Annotated in this window: 16 protein-coding genes; 8 read left to right on the plus strand and 8 right to left on the minus strand. The window is 43.2% G+C overall.

Annotated elements, in window-relative coordinates:
• Positions 1 to 8 precede the first annotated feature (8 nt).
• Together KIT90_RS19100 and KIT90_RS19105 are read left to right on the plus strand one after the other, a co-directional pair.
• A complete protein-coding gene (locus KIT90_RS19100; RefSeq protein ID WP_005433583.1) occupies positions 9 to 224 on the plus strand; it encodes a DUF3820 family protein in 216 nt (71 codons plus the stop codon).
• 41 nt (positions 225 to 265) lie between these two features.
• On the plus strand, positions 266 to 508 hold the full coding sequence (locus KIT90_RS19105; protein WP_285378061.1) for a hypothetical protein: 243 nt from the start codon (positions 266 to 268) through the stop codon (positions 506 to 508).
• 161 nt (positions 509 to 669) lie between these two features.
• Here KIT90_RS19105 and KIT90_RS19110 read toward each other — a convergent pair whose 3' ends face one another.
• Both KIT90_RS19110 and KIT90_RS19115 read right to left on the minus strand, forming a co-directional pair.
• Positions 670 to 1008 carry a hypothetical protein gene (locus KIT90_RS19110; RefSeq protein ID WP_005442578.1) on the minus strand — a complete coding sequence of 113 codons (339 nt, stop codon included), beginning with the start codon at positions 1006 to 1008 and terminating at the stop codon, positions 670 to 672.
• Between the two features lie 510 nt (positions 1009 to 1518).
• Positions 1519 to 1767: a hypothetical protein gene (locus tag KIT90_RS19115; RefSeq protein ID WP_005442576.1), complete on the minus strand. Its 249-nt coding sequence runs from the start codon at positions 1765 to 1767 to the stop codon at positions 1519 to 1521.
• A 172-nt stretch (positions 1768 to 1939) separates the two neighbouring features.
• On the opposite strand from KIT90_RS19115, the gene pcp reads away from it, so the two are divergent.
• From pcp to KIT90_RS19135, 4 genes are all read left to right on the plus strand, one after another.
• Positions 1940 to 2578 (plus strand): pyroglutamyl-peptidase I, encoded by a 639-nt coding sequence (gene pcp, locus KIT90_RS19120; RefSeq protein ID WP_045418227.1) that lies wholly within the window; start codon positions 1940 to 1942, stop codon positions 2576 to 2578.
• A 176-nt stretch (positions 2579 to 2754) separates the two neighbouring features.
• The gene (locus KIT90_RS19125; protein WP_009704690.1) at positions 2755 to 3018 is read left to right on the plus strand and encodes a hypothetical protein; all 264 of its coding nucleotides are present in this window, start codon (positions 2755 to 2757) and stop codon (positions 3016 to 3018) included.
• Between the two features lie 64 nt (positions 3019 to 3082).
• Entirely contained in the window at positions 3083 to 4069 is a 987-nt protein-coding gene (locus tag KIT90_RS19130) for a GTP-binding protein (protein WP_009704689.1), read from the plus strand.
• 165 nt (positions 4070 to 4234) lie between these two features.
• A complete protein-coding gene (locus KIT90_RS19135; protein ID WP_285378065.1) occupies positions 4235 to 5851 on the plus strand; it encodes a sensor domain-containing diguanylate cyclase in 1617 nt (538 codons plus the stop codon).
• Between the two features lie 78 nt (positions 5852 to 5929).
• Here the strand turns inward: KIT90_RS19135 and KIT90_RS19140 are convergent, their stop codons facing one another.
• Positions 5930 to 6193, minus strand: a complete 264-nt coding sequence (locus KIT90_RS19140; protein ID WP_285378067.1) for a hypothetical protein — start codon at positions 6191 to 6193, stop codon at positions 5930 to 5932.
• Between the two features lie 209 nt (positions 6194 to 6402).
• Positions 6403 to 6645, minus strand: coding sequence for a hypothetical protein (locus KIT90_RS19145; protein WP_285378069.1), 243 nt, complete (start codon positions 6643 to 6645; stop codon positions 6403 to 6405).
• Positions 6646 to 6934: 289 nt separating this feature from the next.
• Between KIT90_RS19145 and KIT90_RS19150 the strand changes: the two genes are divergently transcribed.
• Positions 6935 to 8227: a DEAD/DEAH box helicase gene (locus KIT90_RS19150; RefSeq protein ID WP_009704686.1), complete on the plus strand. Its 1293-nt coding sequence runs from the start codon at positions 6935 to 6937 to the stop codon at positions 8225 to 8227.
• A gap of 60 nt (positions 8228 to 8287) precedes the next feature.
• Here KIT90_RS19150 and KIT90_RS19155 read toward each other — a convergent pair whose 3' ends face one another.
• From KIT90_RS19155 to KIT90_RS19165, 3 genes are all read right to left on the minus strand, one after another.
• A complete protein-coding gene (locus KIT90_RS19155) occupies positions 8288 to 11260 on the minus strand; it encodes a DUF6701 domain-containing protein (protein WP_285378071.1) in 2973 nt (990 codons plus the stop codon).
• A 327-nt stretch (positions 11261 to 11587) separates the two neighbouring features.
• Positions 11588 to 12427 carry an arginase gene (locus tag KIT90_RS19160; protein WP_285378073.1) on the minus strand — a complete coding sequence of 280 codons (840 nt, stop codon included), beginning with the start codon at positions 12425 to 12427 and terminating at the stop codon, positions 11588 to 11590.
• Positions 12428 to 12433: 6 nt separating this feature from the next.
• Positions 12434 to 13168, minus strand: a complete 735-nt coding sequence (locus KIT90_RS19165) for an IclR family transcriptional regulator (RefSeq protein WP_005442559.1) — start codon at positions 13166 to 13168, stop codon at positions 12434 to 12436.
• A gap of 448 nt (positions 13169 to 13616) precedes the next feature.
• On the opposite strand from KIT90_RS19165, the gene KIT90_RS19170 reads away from it, so the two are divergent.
• On the plus strand, positions 13617 to 15083 hold the full coding sequence (locus KIT90_RS19170; protein ID WP_285378074.1) for an EAL domain-containing protein: 1467 nt from the start codon (positions 13617 to 13619) through the stop codon (positions 15081 to 15083).
• A gap of 4 nt (positions 15084 to 15087) precedes the next feature.
• Here the strand turns inward: KIT90_RS19170 and modF are convergent, their stop codons facing one another.
• Positions 15088 to 16536, minus strand: coding sequence for a molybdate ABC transporter ATP-binding protein ModF (modF, locus tag KIT90_RS19175; RefSeq protein ID WP_285378076.1), 1449 nt, complete (start codon positions 16534 to 16536; stop codon positions 15088 to 15090).
• Positions 16537 to 17050 lie beyond the last annotated feature (514 nt).

Raw genomic sequence — 17050 nt, forward strand, 5'->3', positions numbered from 1 at the left:
AAAACGCCATGTTAGAAAAAGAAAATTTAATCAAACTCGCTCGAATGCAAATGCCGTTTGGCAAATACGCAGGGCGAGTACTGATTGATCTTCCAGAAGAATACCTACTCTGGTTTGATAAAAAAGGCTTTCCTGAAGGGGAGCTAGGTGAACTGCTAAAACTCTGCCTAGCACTTAAAATTGAAGGCTTAGATAGTGTTGTTAAGCCTTTAAAGCGCATGTAACCTGCCACAGAAACTCCCTATTTTTGATTTAAAGAATTACCATGAATTTTGATATTAATGCACTAAAACACCACCAACTGGTCGAAGATGGTCAACTAGAAGGGTGCTACCTTCATCAACCTGCAAAGGGCAGTCAGCAAGATGACAAAGCGGTTTTAGCAGAACGCCAAGCGCTGGAAAAGATGGGGTACAAGGTGATACAGGTTCAAGCTAAAGGCGGGACCACAACGTTTGCTGAAGCGATGCAGGAGTTTGCAAAGAAGACTGGTCTCCAGCCTCAATAATAAGCGGATTCAACCGATTCAACTGCCTTCAACCTTTCTCGCAATACCCTCAGTTTTATACAAAAGAGTCAGACTATCAGGCTGACTCTTTTTTACCCCTCGATTGCAAGTAATACTGCTCGCCAGTTAACCGCAGCATTGCCCTTCTCATGGAATAATTTTCAGTTCATTCGGGTTATAAACGTCTGCTCATCATCCACAAAAGCAACAAATCCGCCGTGATAGATAAACACTCGCCCGCGTCCCTCGACTAAGCATGCTAGCTGTGGGTTTAAATCTTCTTCGTTAGCTTGGCTTTCAAACGTGCCGGTATCCGTGATTACACCGTCGAGTGCAGGCAAATATCCATAAGTCCGTTTGGCTTGATCAATCAGGCTCAATTCACTGTCGATAGAGAAGCAAGAGGGGATCGCACCAGCGTCTTCGATGAATATAGGTTTCAGTTCTTCAAAGGCTGTAATCACCAGCCAGTCGATGCCGTTAACATGATGGATAAACATAGAGTTGCTCGATAATTTTGATGCGGGGATTCTATCATTATCAGTTGCAGAGCGTCGGAGAAATTTAGTTGTTAAAGGCGATAATTCTGCGCCATTTACTGACATTTAGCCAGCCAACTGGAAATACGCTTGCGTCCGACAGTAAGTTGCAACAACAAGTAGGTGGATGCGTCTAAAAAAGCCCCGTTTAGTCCAAGGCTGTCAAGCGGGCTAAACGGGGCAAACAGAGCAACTAGGATAACTGCTCTGCGATGGTGTCCGGAAACGAAAATTAGCATCGCTTCCGAGATAAATTTTAGGAGTTTCTAGTGTGGTTTTGTCAGCAAAATGTCACGACTCGATGTCATGCTGACAAGCTTATTTTTTATTTTTGAACAATAGCTTATAAAGCAGGCGAGCATTGTAGGAATGCGCTTAATACACTTACAAATGACATAAAAAAACTCGCTATTTAAGCGAGCTTTTTAACTAAAAATATCAACCCATATCAGGACAGGTCAGAAACGCGAATTAATGTTTGCGTTGTGGGCCGTTACGAACGATGTCTTTACCGTTGTCGTAAACGTGCTGAGAAACCCAGCGACCCATGATGAGTTGGTGTTGGTCACCTAATACAGCGACAAAAGGGCGGCCGTCGGTGTTGGTTGTAGCCAATGCGACACCTGTTACGCCTTCAAGACCCAGTGCGCCACTTTCAATTAGGTGTAGGAAAGCTTCTAGCTCTTCCAATGTTTCGATTACGTGATTATCAATGTTCATCGTCTTCAATCTCTTCGAATTGTCGATATTCAATGGTCGCGTACTCTACCTAAGTTGCTGGCAGAAACCAAGGAAGGATTTGCATACAATAATGCTTGGCGTTATCACGCTAAATTGTTGTAAATTCGAATTCCAATCATACATCGAACAAAAATTACAAAGAGTCACATTGATGAAGAAAGTGTTAATCACCGGTTTTGAGCCATTTGGTGGCGAGTCAGTTAACCCTGCATTAGAAGCGGTAAAACGATTAGAAGGCAAAAAGCTCAACGGTGGTGAAGTGGTGATTTGCCAAGTGCCAGTAACCCGTTATGAATCCATTGACACCGTGGTTAATGCTATCGAGCAATACCAACCAGACATTGTCATCACAGTAGGGCAGGCTGCGGGACGAGCTGCGATTACACCAGAACGTGTGGCAATCAATGTAGACGACTTCCGTATTCCTGATAATGGCAGTCATCAACCAATCGATGAACCAGTAGTTCAAAATGGTCCAGACGCTTACTTTACAACGCTGCCCATCAAGGCGATGACAAACGCTTTACAGAACGCGAGCATTCCATGCCAAGTATCAAATACGGCAGGGACGTTTGTATGCAATCACCTGTTTTATGGTATCCAGCATTACTTGCGTGATAAATCGGTACGTCATGGTTTTGTGCATATTCCCCTTTTGCCAGAACAAGATGCTTCAGGCAACCAGCCAACCATGTCGTTAGATGTCATTGTCGAAGGGTTAGCGCTCTTGGCTCAAGCAGCGATTGACAATGAATCTGACATTGCGGTCACCGCTGGCCAAATTTGTTGATACACAAGCAAAATTCAAATCCTTACATGAACACCGAGCACCATCAAGCTCGGTGTTTTTGTATCTGTTAAGTCGCTCAAATTTTGTGTGTTATGAAAGGAGTAGCATCGAGTTATAAAGTGAAAAGTCACACGTATTCACTTTGAACTCTCGTTCAATAAAAAAGGCGAACTATCATGAAAAGCAATAGAAGTAAGATCATTGCCCTTTCCTCTGCGGTTGTTTTCGCTTTGGCTATTGCCGCTCTAAAATTCGAAAACACCCTCGGACTACTACCGATCCTCGTTGCGATTGTCGCATTCTTTACCTGCGTGATTCATACCAGCATGCACCTCTCTGGGGTTAAAAATGCGGACGCATTCGGTTATTACCAACAATCACAACAAACCAAAGCGAAAGCACTGCATAAAGGCTTAGACCCTCGCGATAAAAAGCGTTGAAGCATGTCACATTCTCCGTATACTTTGGCAAAGCATTTAAAGTACAAGCTTGTCGGAGAAAAGCATGTCACATCGAGTACCTACCAACATACTGACGGGATTTCTAGGCGTCGGTAAAACCACAACTATTCTGAACTTACTGAAAAACAAACCAGAAAACGAAAACTGGGCTGTATTAGTGAATGAGTTTGGTGAGATAGGTATCGATGGGGCGATGATGACTGACCAAGGAGCGATGATTAAAGAAGTTCCGGGTGGTTGCATGTGCTGTACTGCGGGCGTTCCTATGTCTGTCGGTATCACTGCTTTGCTACGTCAAAATCCAGATCGTCTTCTTATCGAGCCAACGGGGTTGGGACACCCAAAGCAAGTGGTTGCGACATTAACGTCTGAGCAATATCTGCCTTATGTTGATCTTAAAGCAACGATCGCGCTGGTGGATCCACGTAACCTAAGTGACGAAAAGTATCTTTCAAACAAGAACTTCGTTGATCAATTAGACAGCGCCGATGTGGTTATTGGTAGTAAGGTTGACCTGTGTACCAGCCATGACATCGACGTATTCAACGACTGGGTAACCGATCAAACGCCTTCTAAAGTGTTCAGCAAACTGATTCATGATGGTGACCTACCAATTGAAGTGTTGGACATCGAACGCGTACACGGCAGTGCATCTTCCCACATTGAAGCTCATCATCACGACCATGCGCATCAAGAGCCACAATTCCAATTACCTCCAGGTGAAGCCTTTATCCGTAAAGAGAACAAAGGGCAGGGCTACTTTAGCTGTGGTTGGTTGTTCGGTGCAGAATACACCTTCAACTTCGATCAACTGTTCTCAATGCTGTCTGACCTTACGGCAGAACGTATCAAAGCCGTAATGAATACAGACCAAGGCTGCTACGCATTCAATGTTGCGAACGGCATCGTATCTGTAAATCAGATGAGCCTAGAAGGGTTTGAATCTCGCATCGAAGTGATTGACTCACAATTGATGCCTTGGGATCAGTTGGAAGCGATCCTACTCAAACTTTGTGGCATTGCTGAATAAGCACGAATGAATATCAAACAAGGCCCGAGCAGATGCTTGGGTCTTTTTCTATAAATTTTCATTGTTGAGACGATAGAAAACTATCATCGTGTCAAATCTATATATATGTGATTTGTATCACTATAATCGCCGGCTTTTCTCATACAACAAGAAACCGGAGACCACTTGAATCCTGCCTTTACTTTCTCTGAATTGAAGTTCTTTTGTTTGCGTTTTGTCGCGATTTTCTTTCTGCTTGTCACCGTATTTGGTGCCATTATCCATTACGATAAATCCGCGTCAGAAGAAGCAGAGAAGAGCAATATTCGTGTTCAACAAAAAGCGCTTCTAGAGGGCAAGAAACAATATATTGAGTGGGTGATGGGCTCTGTTGTAAGAGAAACCGCTTTGCTCTCCGACATTATGGAAGCAAGACAAGTGTACAACATGGTTGAGCTGCTTCCTGAAGCTAAAAGGGATGTCGAACTGGCGCGATTGAGCACAATCTTGGAGGCCGTTAGTCAAAGAAAAGAAGTGTATGACCAACTTCGTTACTTGGACTTGGAAGGCAATGAAGTGGTTCGTATCAACTTTAATGACGGACATTCTCAGGTTGTACCCGAAGAGCAGCTACAAAATAAACGTCATCGCTATTACTTCAATAAAGCATTGCAGCTAGGTTGTCGAAAAATATACGTATCGCCTTTAGACCTAAACGTCGAGCATGGTCAGATTGAAGTACCGCTTAAGCCTATGATTCGTCTGGCCACACCTGTTTTTGACGAGGAGGGGAAAAAGCGCGGGATCGTTATGGTTAACTATCTTGCGAAGTACCTTATGGAAGGTATGGCGCTGTTTAATCTTGATATGGGCACCAACTACATGCTGCTCAATAAAGACGGCTACTTCTTGTTTAACAAAGAACATCGCGATACTGAATTTGCGTTTATGTACGATCATCGAAGTGATGAGACGATCTACAATAGATTTCCAGATTTGGCGGAACAAATTCGTAATACGCTGTCAGGGCAGATTGAAACTGATAAAGGCATTATGACGATTGAGTCTGTTGGCGCCGTAGACCGCATAAATCCATACTGCTTTCAGGATTATCACGTCAGCGAGAACAGCTCGACAGCGTGGAAGTTGGTTTCTTACGTCGATTTCAGTGAAAGGAAAGAAATCGCCAGTTCGCAATACGAGCGAAAATGGCTAATGCAAGTTGGCGTGGTTATGAGCATTATTCTGGCTTACTTTATTGCGCGTTTTCAGCTTCGCGCATTTGTAGACAACCAACGCATTCATCATTTGGCTCATCATGACAGTCTAACGGGGCTTTTGAACCGAGCAGCGTTTCAAACTGGTGCGACAGAAACCATATCGCAGAGTGTTAAAACCGGGAAGAAGGTTTGTTTGGTCTATCTTGATCTTGATGGTTTCAAGTTCATCAATGATGAATATGGGCATGCCGCAGGGGATAAAACCTTAGAACATGTCGCATCTGTCATGAATCGTATATTTGGAAGCAAAGCGTTACTAGCACGCTTGGGTGGTGATGAGTTCGCTATCTTGTTGAGCTCTCAAGAGCATATGCAAAATCCAGAGCACTATGCGGCGTCTTTAATTCAATTGATTCAAGATCCAATTGAAGTGTTGCCTGACATCTTCCATCAAGTGACAACCTCGATTGGCGGCTGTTACACAAAAGGGCAAGATTGCACCTTAGAAGAGTTAATGCATCAAGCAGACATGGCAATGTACGAGGCGAAGAAGGCGGGTAAAAATCAATACTTTTTTATTTGAAGCCCGAATGAGAAGGCGTATGAAGGATGGGAAAGCCTTATACGCCTTCGGTGTTCGGCATAGACTCTGTGTTGATGTTTAAAGTGCCAGAGATAACATCGGTACCATTGATTCGAAGACGATCAGCTGATCTTTCTCCATTGATTTTGGATTATTTAGTTCCAAGTTTTCTCGGACATGACTTTGGTCGAGGTCATAATCAACATAACCAGATTTAACTTCAACGTTAGTAGGGGATGTAGCAACCGACTTAACTTGTCCCGACCAGTTTAGTGCTATACCTGCAGCACCCACATTCATTGAAAGGCTCATTAGCACTGCGGCTAAAAGTTTTTTGTTCATGATAACTCTCCTTGTTTGTCTTACGATTCTACATCGACCGAAAACAAAAATCCTTAAGTGATAAATTTGATATCAGTTAGAGGTGTATAGTTGGTAATGGGCGTGTGTATTTGAGGCGACAGGGAGCGAGAAAAAGTTAAAGACTTATGCGTTAATTGTCGGATAGATGCGAGTAGTAGAAGGGAAAGTAGCCAATCCTTGGCAGAAAATTATAGATCTAGTGATAACGTCGGAATGCCTAACTCCATAACTATAATCTGTTCCTTATCGAAATTTTTTGCTGATAATTCAACGTGTTCGTTATACAGAACAAAGTTCACCTTATCTTTTTGTAATTCAACATTAGCCGGGGCTTGTCCAATTGAAGGCACAACGCCAGACCAAGTTAGTGGAACGGTTGCACTGTAAGTATTCAATGAAAAAACAGCGAGAGCTAATAGATAATATTTCATGGTTTCTTTCTCTTGAGATATATGAGTTAGTGATTAAATCGTGCGCAGTGTATGTCTTTAAATGTACAACTAGTTTGATATTTATCAAGTGGTAGGCATTATGAAAAAAGATTTTATAAAATGCTAATTTATGAATAACAGATGAGCTATTGATTAATTTAGAAGTTCAAAAGAAGTGAATATCTAAAGGATATGAAGCAGAAAAAGTGAGATAAATCACTCGAATTCGGGTATAGTGCACGGCTAAATTTTCAAAGCTATCTAGTGGTTTGTTTAAGGAATACGCTCAATGTCATTTTCATCTCAAGGTTTTGCGCCAGAAGTGGTTAAAGCACTGGCAGAATGCGGTTATGAGAAGTTAACGCCAATCCAACAGAAGGCGATTCCAATGGCTCGTCGAGGTCATGATATTTTCGCTACTGCACAAACAGGTACGGGTAAAACCGCGGCCTTCTCTTTGCCGATGATTCAACGTTTGTTGGACAGTGGTCGTAATGCTTCTCGCAAGACAGCGCGTGCACTTATCATGGCTCCGACTCGTGAATTAGCAGAACAAATCGCAGATAACATCAAAGCATACACTAAGTACACGAACCTCTCTGTTGCGGCGATCTTTGGTGGTCGTAAAATGTCTTCTCAGATTTCTGCTCTTGAGAACGGTGTAGATATTCTGGTTGCAACACCAGGGCGTCTAGAAGAGCACATTGAACAAGGTAACGTTTCAGTAGCAAACATCGAATTTCTTGTATTTGATGAAGCTGACCGAATCTTGGATATGGGCTTTATTAATGCCGTTCGTAAAATCATGTTAGATGTGGATACCGATCCTCAGATCATGATGTTCTCTGCAACAACTTCTACCCAACTGAATGTACTAGCAAGAGATATTCTACGTAAGCCAAAGCGTATCGAAGTAGAGCGCGCGAACACAACAGCACAAACCGTAGCTCACGTACTTTACCCAGTTGATCAAGAGCGTAAAACAGAGCTGCTATCTGAACTTATTGGTCGTAAAAACTGGAAACAGGTACTGGTGTTTGTGAACTACAAAGAAACCGCAAACGACGTAGTAAAAGAGTTGAAACTCGATGGTATTAAAGCGGTCGTGTGTCACGGTGACCGTGCGCAAAGTGCTCGCCGTCGTGCTCTTGAAGAGTTCAAAACAGGTAAAGTACGCGTGATGGTGGCAACAGACGTCGCGGCGCGTGGCTTGGATATAGAAGACCTACCGCACGTAGTGAACTACGACATGCCATTCCTTGCAGAAGACTATGTTCACCGTATTGGTCGTACGGGCCGTGCTGGTAAACAAGGTCATGCCGTTTCTTTTGTTAACCGCGAAGAAGAACTAACGGTAGTGCAGGTTGAAAACCTAATTCAACAACACATCCGTCGTATTGAGCTAGCGGGCTATGAGCCAAAGCAGCGTGAATCTTACATTGAGAAGCTAAACTCTAAACCAGCATTCAAAAACCGCCAAGGCCGCCGTAACAACCCGAACCAATCGGCAACAGATCAAGGTTCAGCGGAGCGTCGCCTAGCTATGGTTAAACGCTTGAAAGCGCGTCGTTCAACTAAGTAACGAATAAATTATAAAAACGCCCCTCACGAGAGGGGCGTTTTTGTTTGTGTTGGTAAGCTTTTAGTTCATCCCAATGAAGTTGGGTTCTCCACGATAAATAATGCGGTCATTCCCACGATGAATTCCGAACGTGACTACTGTCGGTGGGTTATCTTCGTCTGCGTCACTCTTATCCCAATTGTACTTGAGCCAAGGTAAGTTATTGCCTGCACTGCTCAAGTCTAAATGGAAGCGAACTTGCTCTCGTGCTGAATCTACTTGGCTGGCTACGATATCGTAGGTTCTGCCAGCCAGCATGGTGCCTTCACCGGATAGCTTAGTGTTGTCTGGAGCAGAGTTAGACCAAATTGGCGTGCGCGTATGATGCTGCCCATTGGCCGTAGTTGCGCTGTCCTCAAAGTGGGTCACGAAGCGACCGTCTTGCCATACTTCGACGTCCAGTGGAACCTTGATTGTCATGCCTTGGTTGCCACCAACGTCTTTAAAGTTGAGTCTGCCAAAACGGACATCTGGTTGCTGCTCTAAGATATGGAGATCATCAAAGAAGTGTATTTCGTCGACGACATTTGTGTGAATTAGGCCGATTTCACTCTGTGTTGATTTCGAATCTTTGTTGAATGGACCATCAGGGTATTTTCCGTCTGTTTTATCTTTTTCCCAGCAAGGGCTATTGTCGCAATTCGGATTACCTGTTGCTTTTTCGATAGTGAAACTGCCGACGCTAGCGTCACCGACCAAGTTCCATTCGACTGAGTGAGCAGCTGGTGGAATAAAGCGATTGACGTAGTCACTTAGTTCACCTAAATGAAAATGTTCACGAAGGCTGGCATTGAAATGCACGTAGTTCTGAATATCTTCTTTTTTGGCATTAAGAGCGATGACGTCATAACTTACGCGCTCAAATGGTTGATTCATGTAAATGAAGTCTTGCTTTGTTGGGTATGTCCATTTGGCTTCACGCGCCTTGAAGTACTTAGCGTAAAAGCGGCCAACATTTCGATAGCCTGTGTTGACGGTCATATCTAAATATTGACTGTCTAATTTCGCTTTAATCTTCAAGCTACCAACTTCTTCCCAGTACAAGCCGGAGAAGGTGTATTGGGAGTTCTCGTTTTCGGTATGGTTACGAGTGAGTGATGAACTACTCTCCAATAACTTCCTCGTCTGACTTGCGGTTTCAGTGGGAGTTTTTTGCTTACTGCTTAAAACGATACTGGCTGCTGGCGCATCTTCCAACATGAAGTTATGGGTGACGTCAGCACTGCAGTAGCTTGTTGTATTAACTTCTCCGCTCAATGAGCCGCCATTCTGCCAGACGATCGGTTTCACTGTGAGAGAGAAATGTTCGCCAGCAGCAATAAAGCCCGGTCCACTGTCGGAAGTGCCGGAGGCCAGTGCTGTTGAACCATCACAGATGGCTAGCGTCCAAGGTCGTGATTTCACATTAAATGTACCTACAACCTCTACCGAACCTTCATCTGGACACTCCTGAAACCCTGTACATTTGAAAGTATCAAAGAGCCTGACGGAGAACAGACCTGTTTCATTGGTAATTAAACCATGACTAGAGAGGCCGTCTTTGAACTCCGCAGAGTAACTGAAGCTTCCTTCACTGCCGCCTACAGGTTTGATGAGAGGATGAGTGACTTGGGGCGTTCCGTCGTAATTTGTCGCAATAATCTGTTCACCCGCTGCAGTACAAGCCAATAAACGTGTGTGCACGGTTTTTGATTTACCAGCAACAACATGGATTTCATCAAGTGAGCTCAGATCTTCTGCATAAGCTTCGAACATGTATGGCGTAAACATAAACTGCACCGTCTGCGTCTTGTTCATGTCATCAACCATTGTAAAACTGAGGGTATAATTTGAATCGAGAGCGATAGCGTCGATATCGTTAGGTATGACTTTGACGACTAACGTACCGTCATCTTTTGAGATGAAATTGGAATCATCAATCTTCTGTTTGCCTTCAACCATCTCAAGTGTGAATAAGTCTGGGTGAGAGAGGGAAGCTAACACCTGAGCACTGGTGACTTCACCATTGTTGGTTGTGGTTACAGTAAACTGAGGTAGTTCATCACCGCACATTAGCGCCATGTCTTCTGTTGGTGTGACAACGAGATCGAAGTCATCTTCAGTCGGCCTTTCAATTGTACAATTAGGAATAATATCGGGCACAGGGCATGCTCTCGAAGGTGTAACGTATGAACAATTAGGTTCTGAGATGCCGCAATAACGGTCAACGTTTCGAATGTTTTCTTCGTGGGCGTTTATGGTGCCGCAGATAGTACCATTTTGAATACTGGTTGCATGAAATGAACTGATGGCTTCTTTTTTCGCAAAGATTGAGCTTGAACCTAAATCAAATAATCCACTTTCACCTTGAGAATTAATTGTTCCGTAAACATCAGCTCCAGATAGTTCAATAGTACTGTGTGAGTTAATGTTGCCAACGATAAAGTTTGAACTCGCATTGATTGAGATTTCATGCCCTATGGATTCGACATCACCACAGACGTTTGTGTTGTTTAGTGTGACAGTACTGCTACCTGATACTTTACCGTTTATTACGTTATAGTCACCAACAGTAGTTACCATGCCCCCAACAGAATCGACCATTCCGTCAATGAGAGTGTTTTCCAGAACAACCGAATATTGCGAGTCTACACTTCCGTAGATTAGTGAATACTCGGCGTTATCCCCAAGGTTATTCTGAGAATTAACACCTACAGATAAAGATCGTAGATTGATATTTTTTTCTGGGCTGCCAATTGTGTTGTTACCTAATAGAGTAATGCTGCTGAAGGACTTCAATATCGAATGAGAAGCGCCGGGTAATGACGACACGATGCTTGAACCATGAGGTAACAATATACTGGTGGGGCAGTAAAGTGTTCGGCCTGTTTTAGTAAATGAGCTCTGATAGCAAATCTCATTTAAGCTTGTGATGTCAGCCAGGTCGTAAACTTTTGCCTGACCATAAACTGGGAAGAGAAGTGCTGTACCTAAAAGGCTAATAAAGCGCATCATCAAGTATCCTAAATCTAGTGGAACTTAATGGCACCAAGCGAGAGTGAGTAAAGTACTCACAGAAAAGGCATAAGCGTTCTTATTTTGATTTTATGTGTCGCTTACTTATTGAACTTCGGTGTTTTTTTATTCGTATGTCATACCAAGTTCATATGTCAGGTATTAAAGCTTGAATGTGATCTTAGTTCAAGCTTTGAGGCTGAAGTGTGTCGCACTTTTGAGGGAATAAATTGTTAGAAAATAATAAGAAAGGGTGATTTAGAGGTGATAGCTAAAGGTTAGAGATAAAGCCAAATCGGACTATGGCTCTATCTCTTTAAAAACGAACTAAGCGGCGTGGTCAATCAATGGCGCCATTTGGTACAACTCTTCAAGAATTGCTTTGGTTTGCTTCGAGTAAATCAGGCGATCTCGATCACCGACTAACTGAATCGCTTTTATCTTTCCTGATACCAAACACAGACGAATGGTACGAAGTACCATCTGAATATCCAACGCAGGCGTGCCGTCTAAATTGTTTTTCGTTAATAGTGACGCTAAATCAATCGACATGACGATTTGATCGCAATGATCAAGATAGTTGCCCACATGCTGCTTAAGATGATTGCGGTAGCGGAAAGTAAACTCTCGGTCTGTTACCCAATCACAACCTTGGTCTTCGGCATATTCCCATGCTTCTTGCTTGGTTTCTTGTTCGCTCACACCAGCGAAAAATAGACGGACGTTTTGGTAACGAGACAAGGCAAAGTGAAAGGCTGAGCCAATTCGCGGCTCCAGTGTCGCGTTGAGGTTTATTTTATGGCCAATATTGATGATACCTATTTCATCGTTATCACAAACAACGACCGGTAACATCGACAGAATAGCTTCTGTGCAATTTGATAGAACGACCGGAATAGAATGGCGTGACAAAGATAAGCTCAGGGCTTCTTGAAAGTCACCACTATCGATTTGATGATGAGAAAAATGGCCAAGGTTAGCGGCAGAGACCTGATTATGTTGTTGGTAAAGCCAATCACTGGCATTTTCTAAACTTTGGTCAGCTAATTCAAACGTTCCATGGCTCATCGGGGCTAAATGCTCACATACCGTCATAAAAGAAAAAGGGTAGTGGTGGATAGGTTTATTAGCTCGATGAAGTTTGTAACGTTTGAAAAAGCTCAACATGGTGAATTACCTTTCTGGCGGCAACGCCCTCGCTGCCTGCAACACATGCAAAATGATACGCTGCTTATCCTTTTCGACTCGGTGGGCCGGAGCCATCACAGAGACTGCACCAATCAACTTACTTCCTTTCATGACTGGTGCGCTGATACCAGATACACCAGGATCAATTTCTGATGTACTAACAGCGTATCCGTTCTTACGGATGGTGCTGAGCTCTTGTTCCCACTCGCTGAGACGATGATCTTGCCCAAAATGACGCAAGATTTTCTCGCAACGGCTTTGAGGCATGAAAGCCAGCATCACCTTAGATGAGGCGCCACGAAGCAATGGTTGACTTTGACCCTGGACGTAGCTGCATCGAAGCGCCTGCATACTCTCTTTTTGTCTGACACAAAGCGCACGATAACCAGATGGCACCATATAAGCCGCCATTTCACCCGTTTGTTGAACCAAGCGAGCAAGGATGGTTTCCACCATATCCAAACCGTGCTGAGCGGTTTCATAGCTGTGCATTAACAGCAGGGCGGCAGGGCCAACTACAAATGTTTTGTCGTGTACGCTTTCTTCAATCAGGTTCCACTCTTTGAGTAGCTTCAAGTGTCGATAAAGACTGCTCAAAGGTACATTCAGTTGTTCACTGAGCGTTTTCGCAGAGACTGGGAACTGACTAACTGCGACTTGCATTAGCAATTGCAGCGCCTTTTCGTTTACCTGATTAGCGTTGGCTTTGTTTGTCGTCATGAGCGTGTTGTAACGTGATAATGGGTAGGCAACAACTATAATTCTTAATAGCTGAGAAAAGGAAAATAATTAGAAATAGATATTCTCATACAGTGAGAAAATAGCCTATTAATGTTTTCTTTGCTTGAGTTGGGTGCCAACGGGAATCTGACTGACAAGGTATCCATGCCTCTATGAACGACTTGGGAAGAAAGGAGATAGGCAAATTTTGTGTGAATTTCTCTTCACTCATCTCTGTGAAAGCAAGAATGTTGATACACTCTGTCTCTGAAATGAGCCATGTATCAATAACTCATTGTTATGTTTGCACCTTTGTAGCTTGTTAACCATACTCAATCTGTAGCGCTGATTAGTGCCTCTGCTTACTCTGGAGTGTTTTAAGTGGTTGATGAGTAAGTGTTAATGGCTTTCTTCTTCCTTGTTCTTAAAGATAAGAGATCACTTCTAGATGATAAATAAAGAGCTTTTTAAAAAAGCCATCATATACTTGCTCCCGTTACCTCTTATCGTCGCGGAGGTGTTCTATTTAGCGCATCAAAGCGTCCAGCGAAATCTAGACCATATTCTTGATAAGAACCTCCAAGTTGCGGATGAAATTCTGTTTCAAATAGAGACAGAGAATCGGACCGCTCTGATTAATCCCGAACGTTGTGAAGCGATACAACAAAATTTGATGTTTGAAAGGCACATCGACGAGACTCTGATTGTAAAAGATGGTCAGATTATTTGTTCCTCGAAGTTGGGAGCAATGGAGCGTCCGATGGACAACTATGTCCAGTTATATCGTAAAGGAGAGCTCACTTTAGGCCATATCACAGGCTACCCTGACCAAGTCTTATTTCTGATCACACCAAAAGAGGATGCTCCGGAATACCAAGCCGTTACTATCGTTGATAGAGACTACTTTGGCGCGACTATTGGCTATCGTAGTGATGTACGTTTAAAGCGTTCGGCCATGTTTGTTGGTAAGGATTCTGCACCTAAAGATGCTTCTATGAAGGGCGAAAATGCCGTGTCGCTTGGCTCCTCAAAGCTGTTTGATTATAAGGCATTAGTGGAAGCCAGTGACTTTTACGTTGAGCAAAAACGCTTTTCTTATATCGTTTCTGCCATTCCTATTTTGCTCGCGTTTTACCTTTTGATCTTCATAATTAATCGCTTTATCGATCCTCAGCGAAGTCTTGTCTCCGAACTTAAAAAAGCACTCAAGAAGCGTGAGCTCGTGTTGTATTACCAACCTCAAGTGGATACCAGTACGGGAGAGACGTTTGGTTATGAAGCCTTGATCCGCTGGCCGCATAAACTGCGTGGTTTTATCTCTCCTGATGAATTTGTACCTGCGGCAGAAGAGAGCGGCTTAGTTGAATTGCTTACCGACTTTGTATTGGATAGAGCTTGTGAGGATTTCTCAAAGGAAAAGTTTGATCATCCGATTCATCTTGGTGTGAATGTCCCACCGGGCTATTTCACGGGTTCTCATATAATAAGAAAAATTGAAACGATTCATCGCAAGTTGAAAGCGTACAACGTTGACCTGAGCATTGAAATTACCGAAAGGCAATTGATTGATGGCAACGCACGCAATCATATTACAGCGTTAAGGTTACATGGTATTCAGGTGCTCATTGATGACTTTGGTACAGGGCAGACTGCACTGGCGGTGCTTCAACACATGAAGGTCGATTACCTGAAAATAGATAAATGCTTCATAGACACAATTGGCATTGAGAGCGTGAATTCTACGGTATTAAATGCGATTGTGCGTCTAGCAGGGGATTTGCGAGTCGATTTGATTGCCGAAGGTGTAGAAACCCGAGAGCAGGCGGCACATTTAAAAATGCTTGGCGTGAAACTGCATCAAGGGTATTTATACGCCAAACCACTCCCATACGCGGAAGTGGTCGGCAGTAAATAGGGTTTTAATCGATGTAACCCTTATAGCACTGAGTTTGATCATCGAACTTAAACTCAAGATAGTTCTGAATGCTATCCAAGCCATCTTCTTGATAGTGGGAAACATAAAGAAGTTGGCTTAGGTTCTCTTTGGCAATCAGCTCTAGCGTGTTTTTCACCAGCACTCGTCCCAAGTAGTCCAAGCCTTGGTATGGCTCATCCAAAATCAACAGCGTCGGTTGTTTTACAATCGCTCGTGCAATCAGTAGTAAACGTTGTTGCCCGTATTCTAGTTGCTTAAAAGAGGTTTTCTCGTACTGCTCCATGTGGAGAATCGTCAGCCATTCTTTGGCGACGTTGATTTCCCTTTTACTTGGTTGGGAATACAGACCAATTGAGTCATAAAATCCAGATAAGATCACCTCTAAGGCGCTGCAATTGACGCGATATTGGAGGTGTAATGCCGAAGAAACCATACCAATATGTTGTTTGATTTCCCAAATGGTCTCGCCAGTGCCGCGTTTTTTACCAAAGATATGGATGTCGTTGCTGTAACACTGTGGATGATCGCCAAATATCAGTCCTAACAACGTGCTTTTCCCGCAACCATTTGGTCCTTTCACTTGCCAGTGTTGACCTTTATCGATACGCCAGTTTAGGTCGGTGAAAATAGTCTTCTCGGTGTATTCTACCTTACCATTCTTTAGCTCAAAGATAGGATTATCGAAGTGCGTTGAATGTTGATGCTGACGAATCAACGTCATCATCTCTTCGCTTTGTTTTTCAGACTGGGATTTGATCTGTGCGATGATAGGGTGCTTATCCCAACTCTGTTTGTCCATAGTACTATCGAGTTTGCCACCATTAAACAGCGCAATGCGCTCTAACCAGTCAGGCATGTCAGATTCACGAGAGAAGGTAATCAGCATTTGTACTGATTGAGAGAGTGTTTGAAGGTAAGTTGCCAATGACGCGCGGTGAGCGATATCTAAACCAGTGAACGGGTTATCTAGTAGGACGAGGTCAGGTTTAGCCGCAAGCGCTCGGGCAAGCATAACGCGTCGTGTTTCGCCCGTTGAAAGCACTCGAAAGCCGCTTTCAGTTAAGTGTGAAAGGTCGAGATCTTCAATCAGAGTCTGTGTGAAGACTTCATCTTGGCAGACTTCAAAAATTAATTGGTAAACGGAACTGCCTTGGTCAATACGGTCAAGAAAGTCGGTATCGTCCTTTTCTATCTCCAGTTCCAACAATCGCTGTTGCTCGGAAAGAGAGACCTGAGCAATATGGCAACCCTCGATGTTTAGTTGACCGGATTCAGGCTTGATTTCTCCACACAGTAAGTCCCCAAGCATCGAGCCAATATCGCCCTCAGAGCTAAAAATCCCCCAAGATTGCCCGGCTTCAATCTGCCAATCGTCGATAGAGAGAGTAGAAGTGTTTTCCTTTGCTGTAAGCTGATGAAATTGAATCGGCATTGTGTCTGTCTTCCATGATTTATTATCTTTTGTTGTGCTTAACGATAAGTCGCAACCGCTTTTGTCCTGATATCTTATACCTAATCATACCTGGATTACATGCGCCTAATCCTAGAAGAAAGCGGGTTTGATTGCACTGTTGTCTGTCATTTACCTTTCTTGCCTCTTAAGGTGACCATTAGAAAATTAGTTTGATTTTATTAATTCTAATGGCATATCGAAATTGCATTGTTTTGCTCAGTACATACAAATCCAAAAAAATCACCGAAATTTGATAATAAAATGAGGAAATATTGATCTAGAGACTAAGTGCTCAGTACATACTTTTTTTTAGAAATCACCTAATACTTGCATAATTGTGATACCACGATAAGTTTAATTAAATTGTTCATCAATAATGATTAATCCGTATAGCGAGTCTTAAAAACTTCTGCTTTTATATAGAGCAGACCGTTATGACGTTAATAATGTTTCCTAATTGATTCGACTCCCACAACGAAGGGAGCACACGACC

Source organism: Vibrio sp. B172a (assembly GCF_030248355.1).
In the GTDB taxonomy this organism is placed as follows: Bacteria; Pseudomonadota; Gammaproteobacteria; order Enterobacterales; family Vibrionaceae; genus Vibrio; species Vibrio owensii.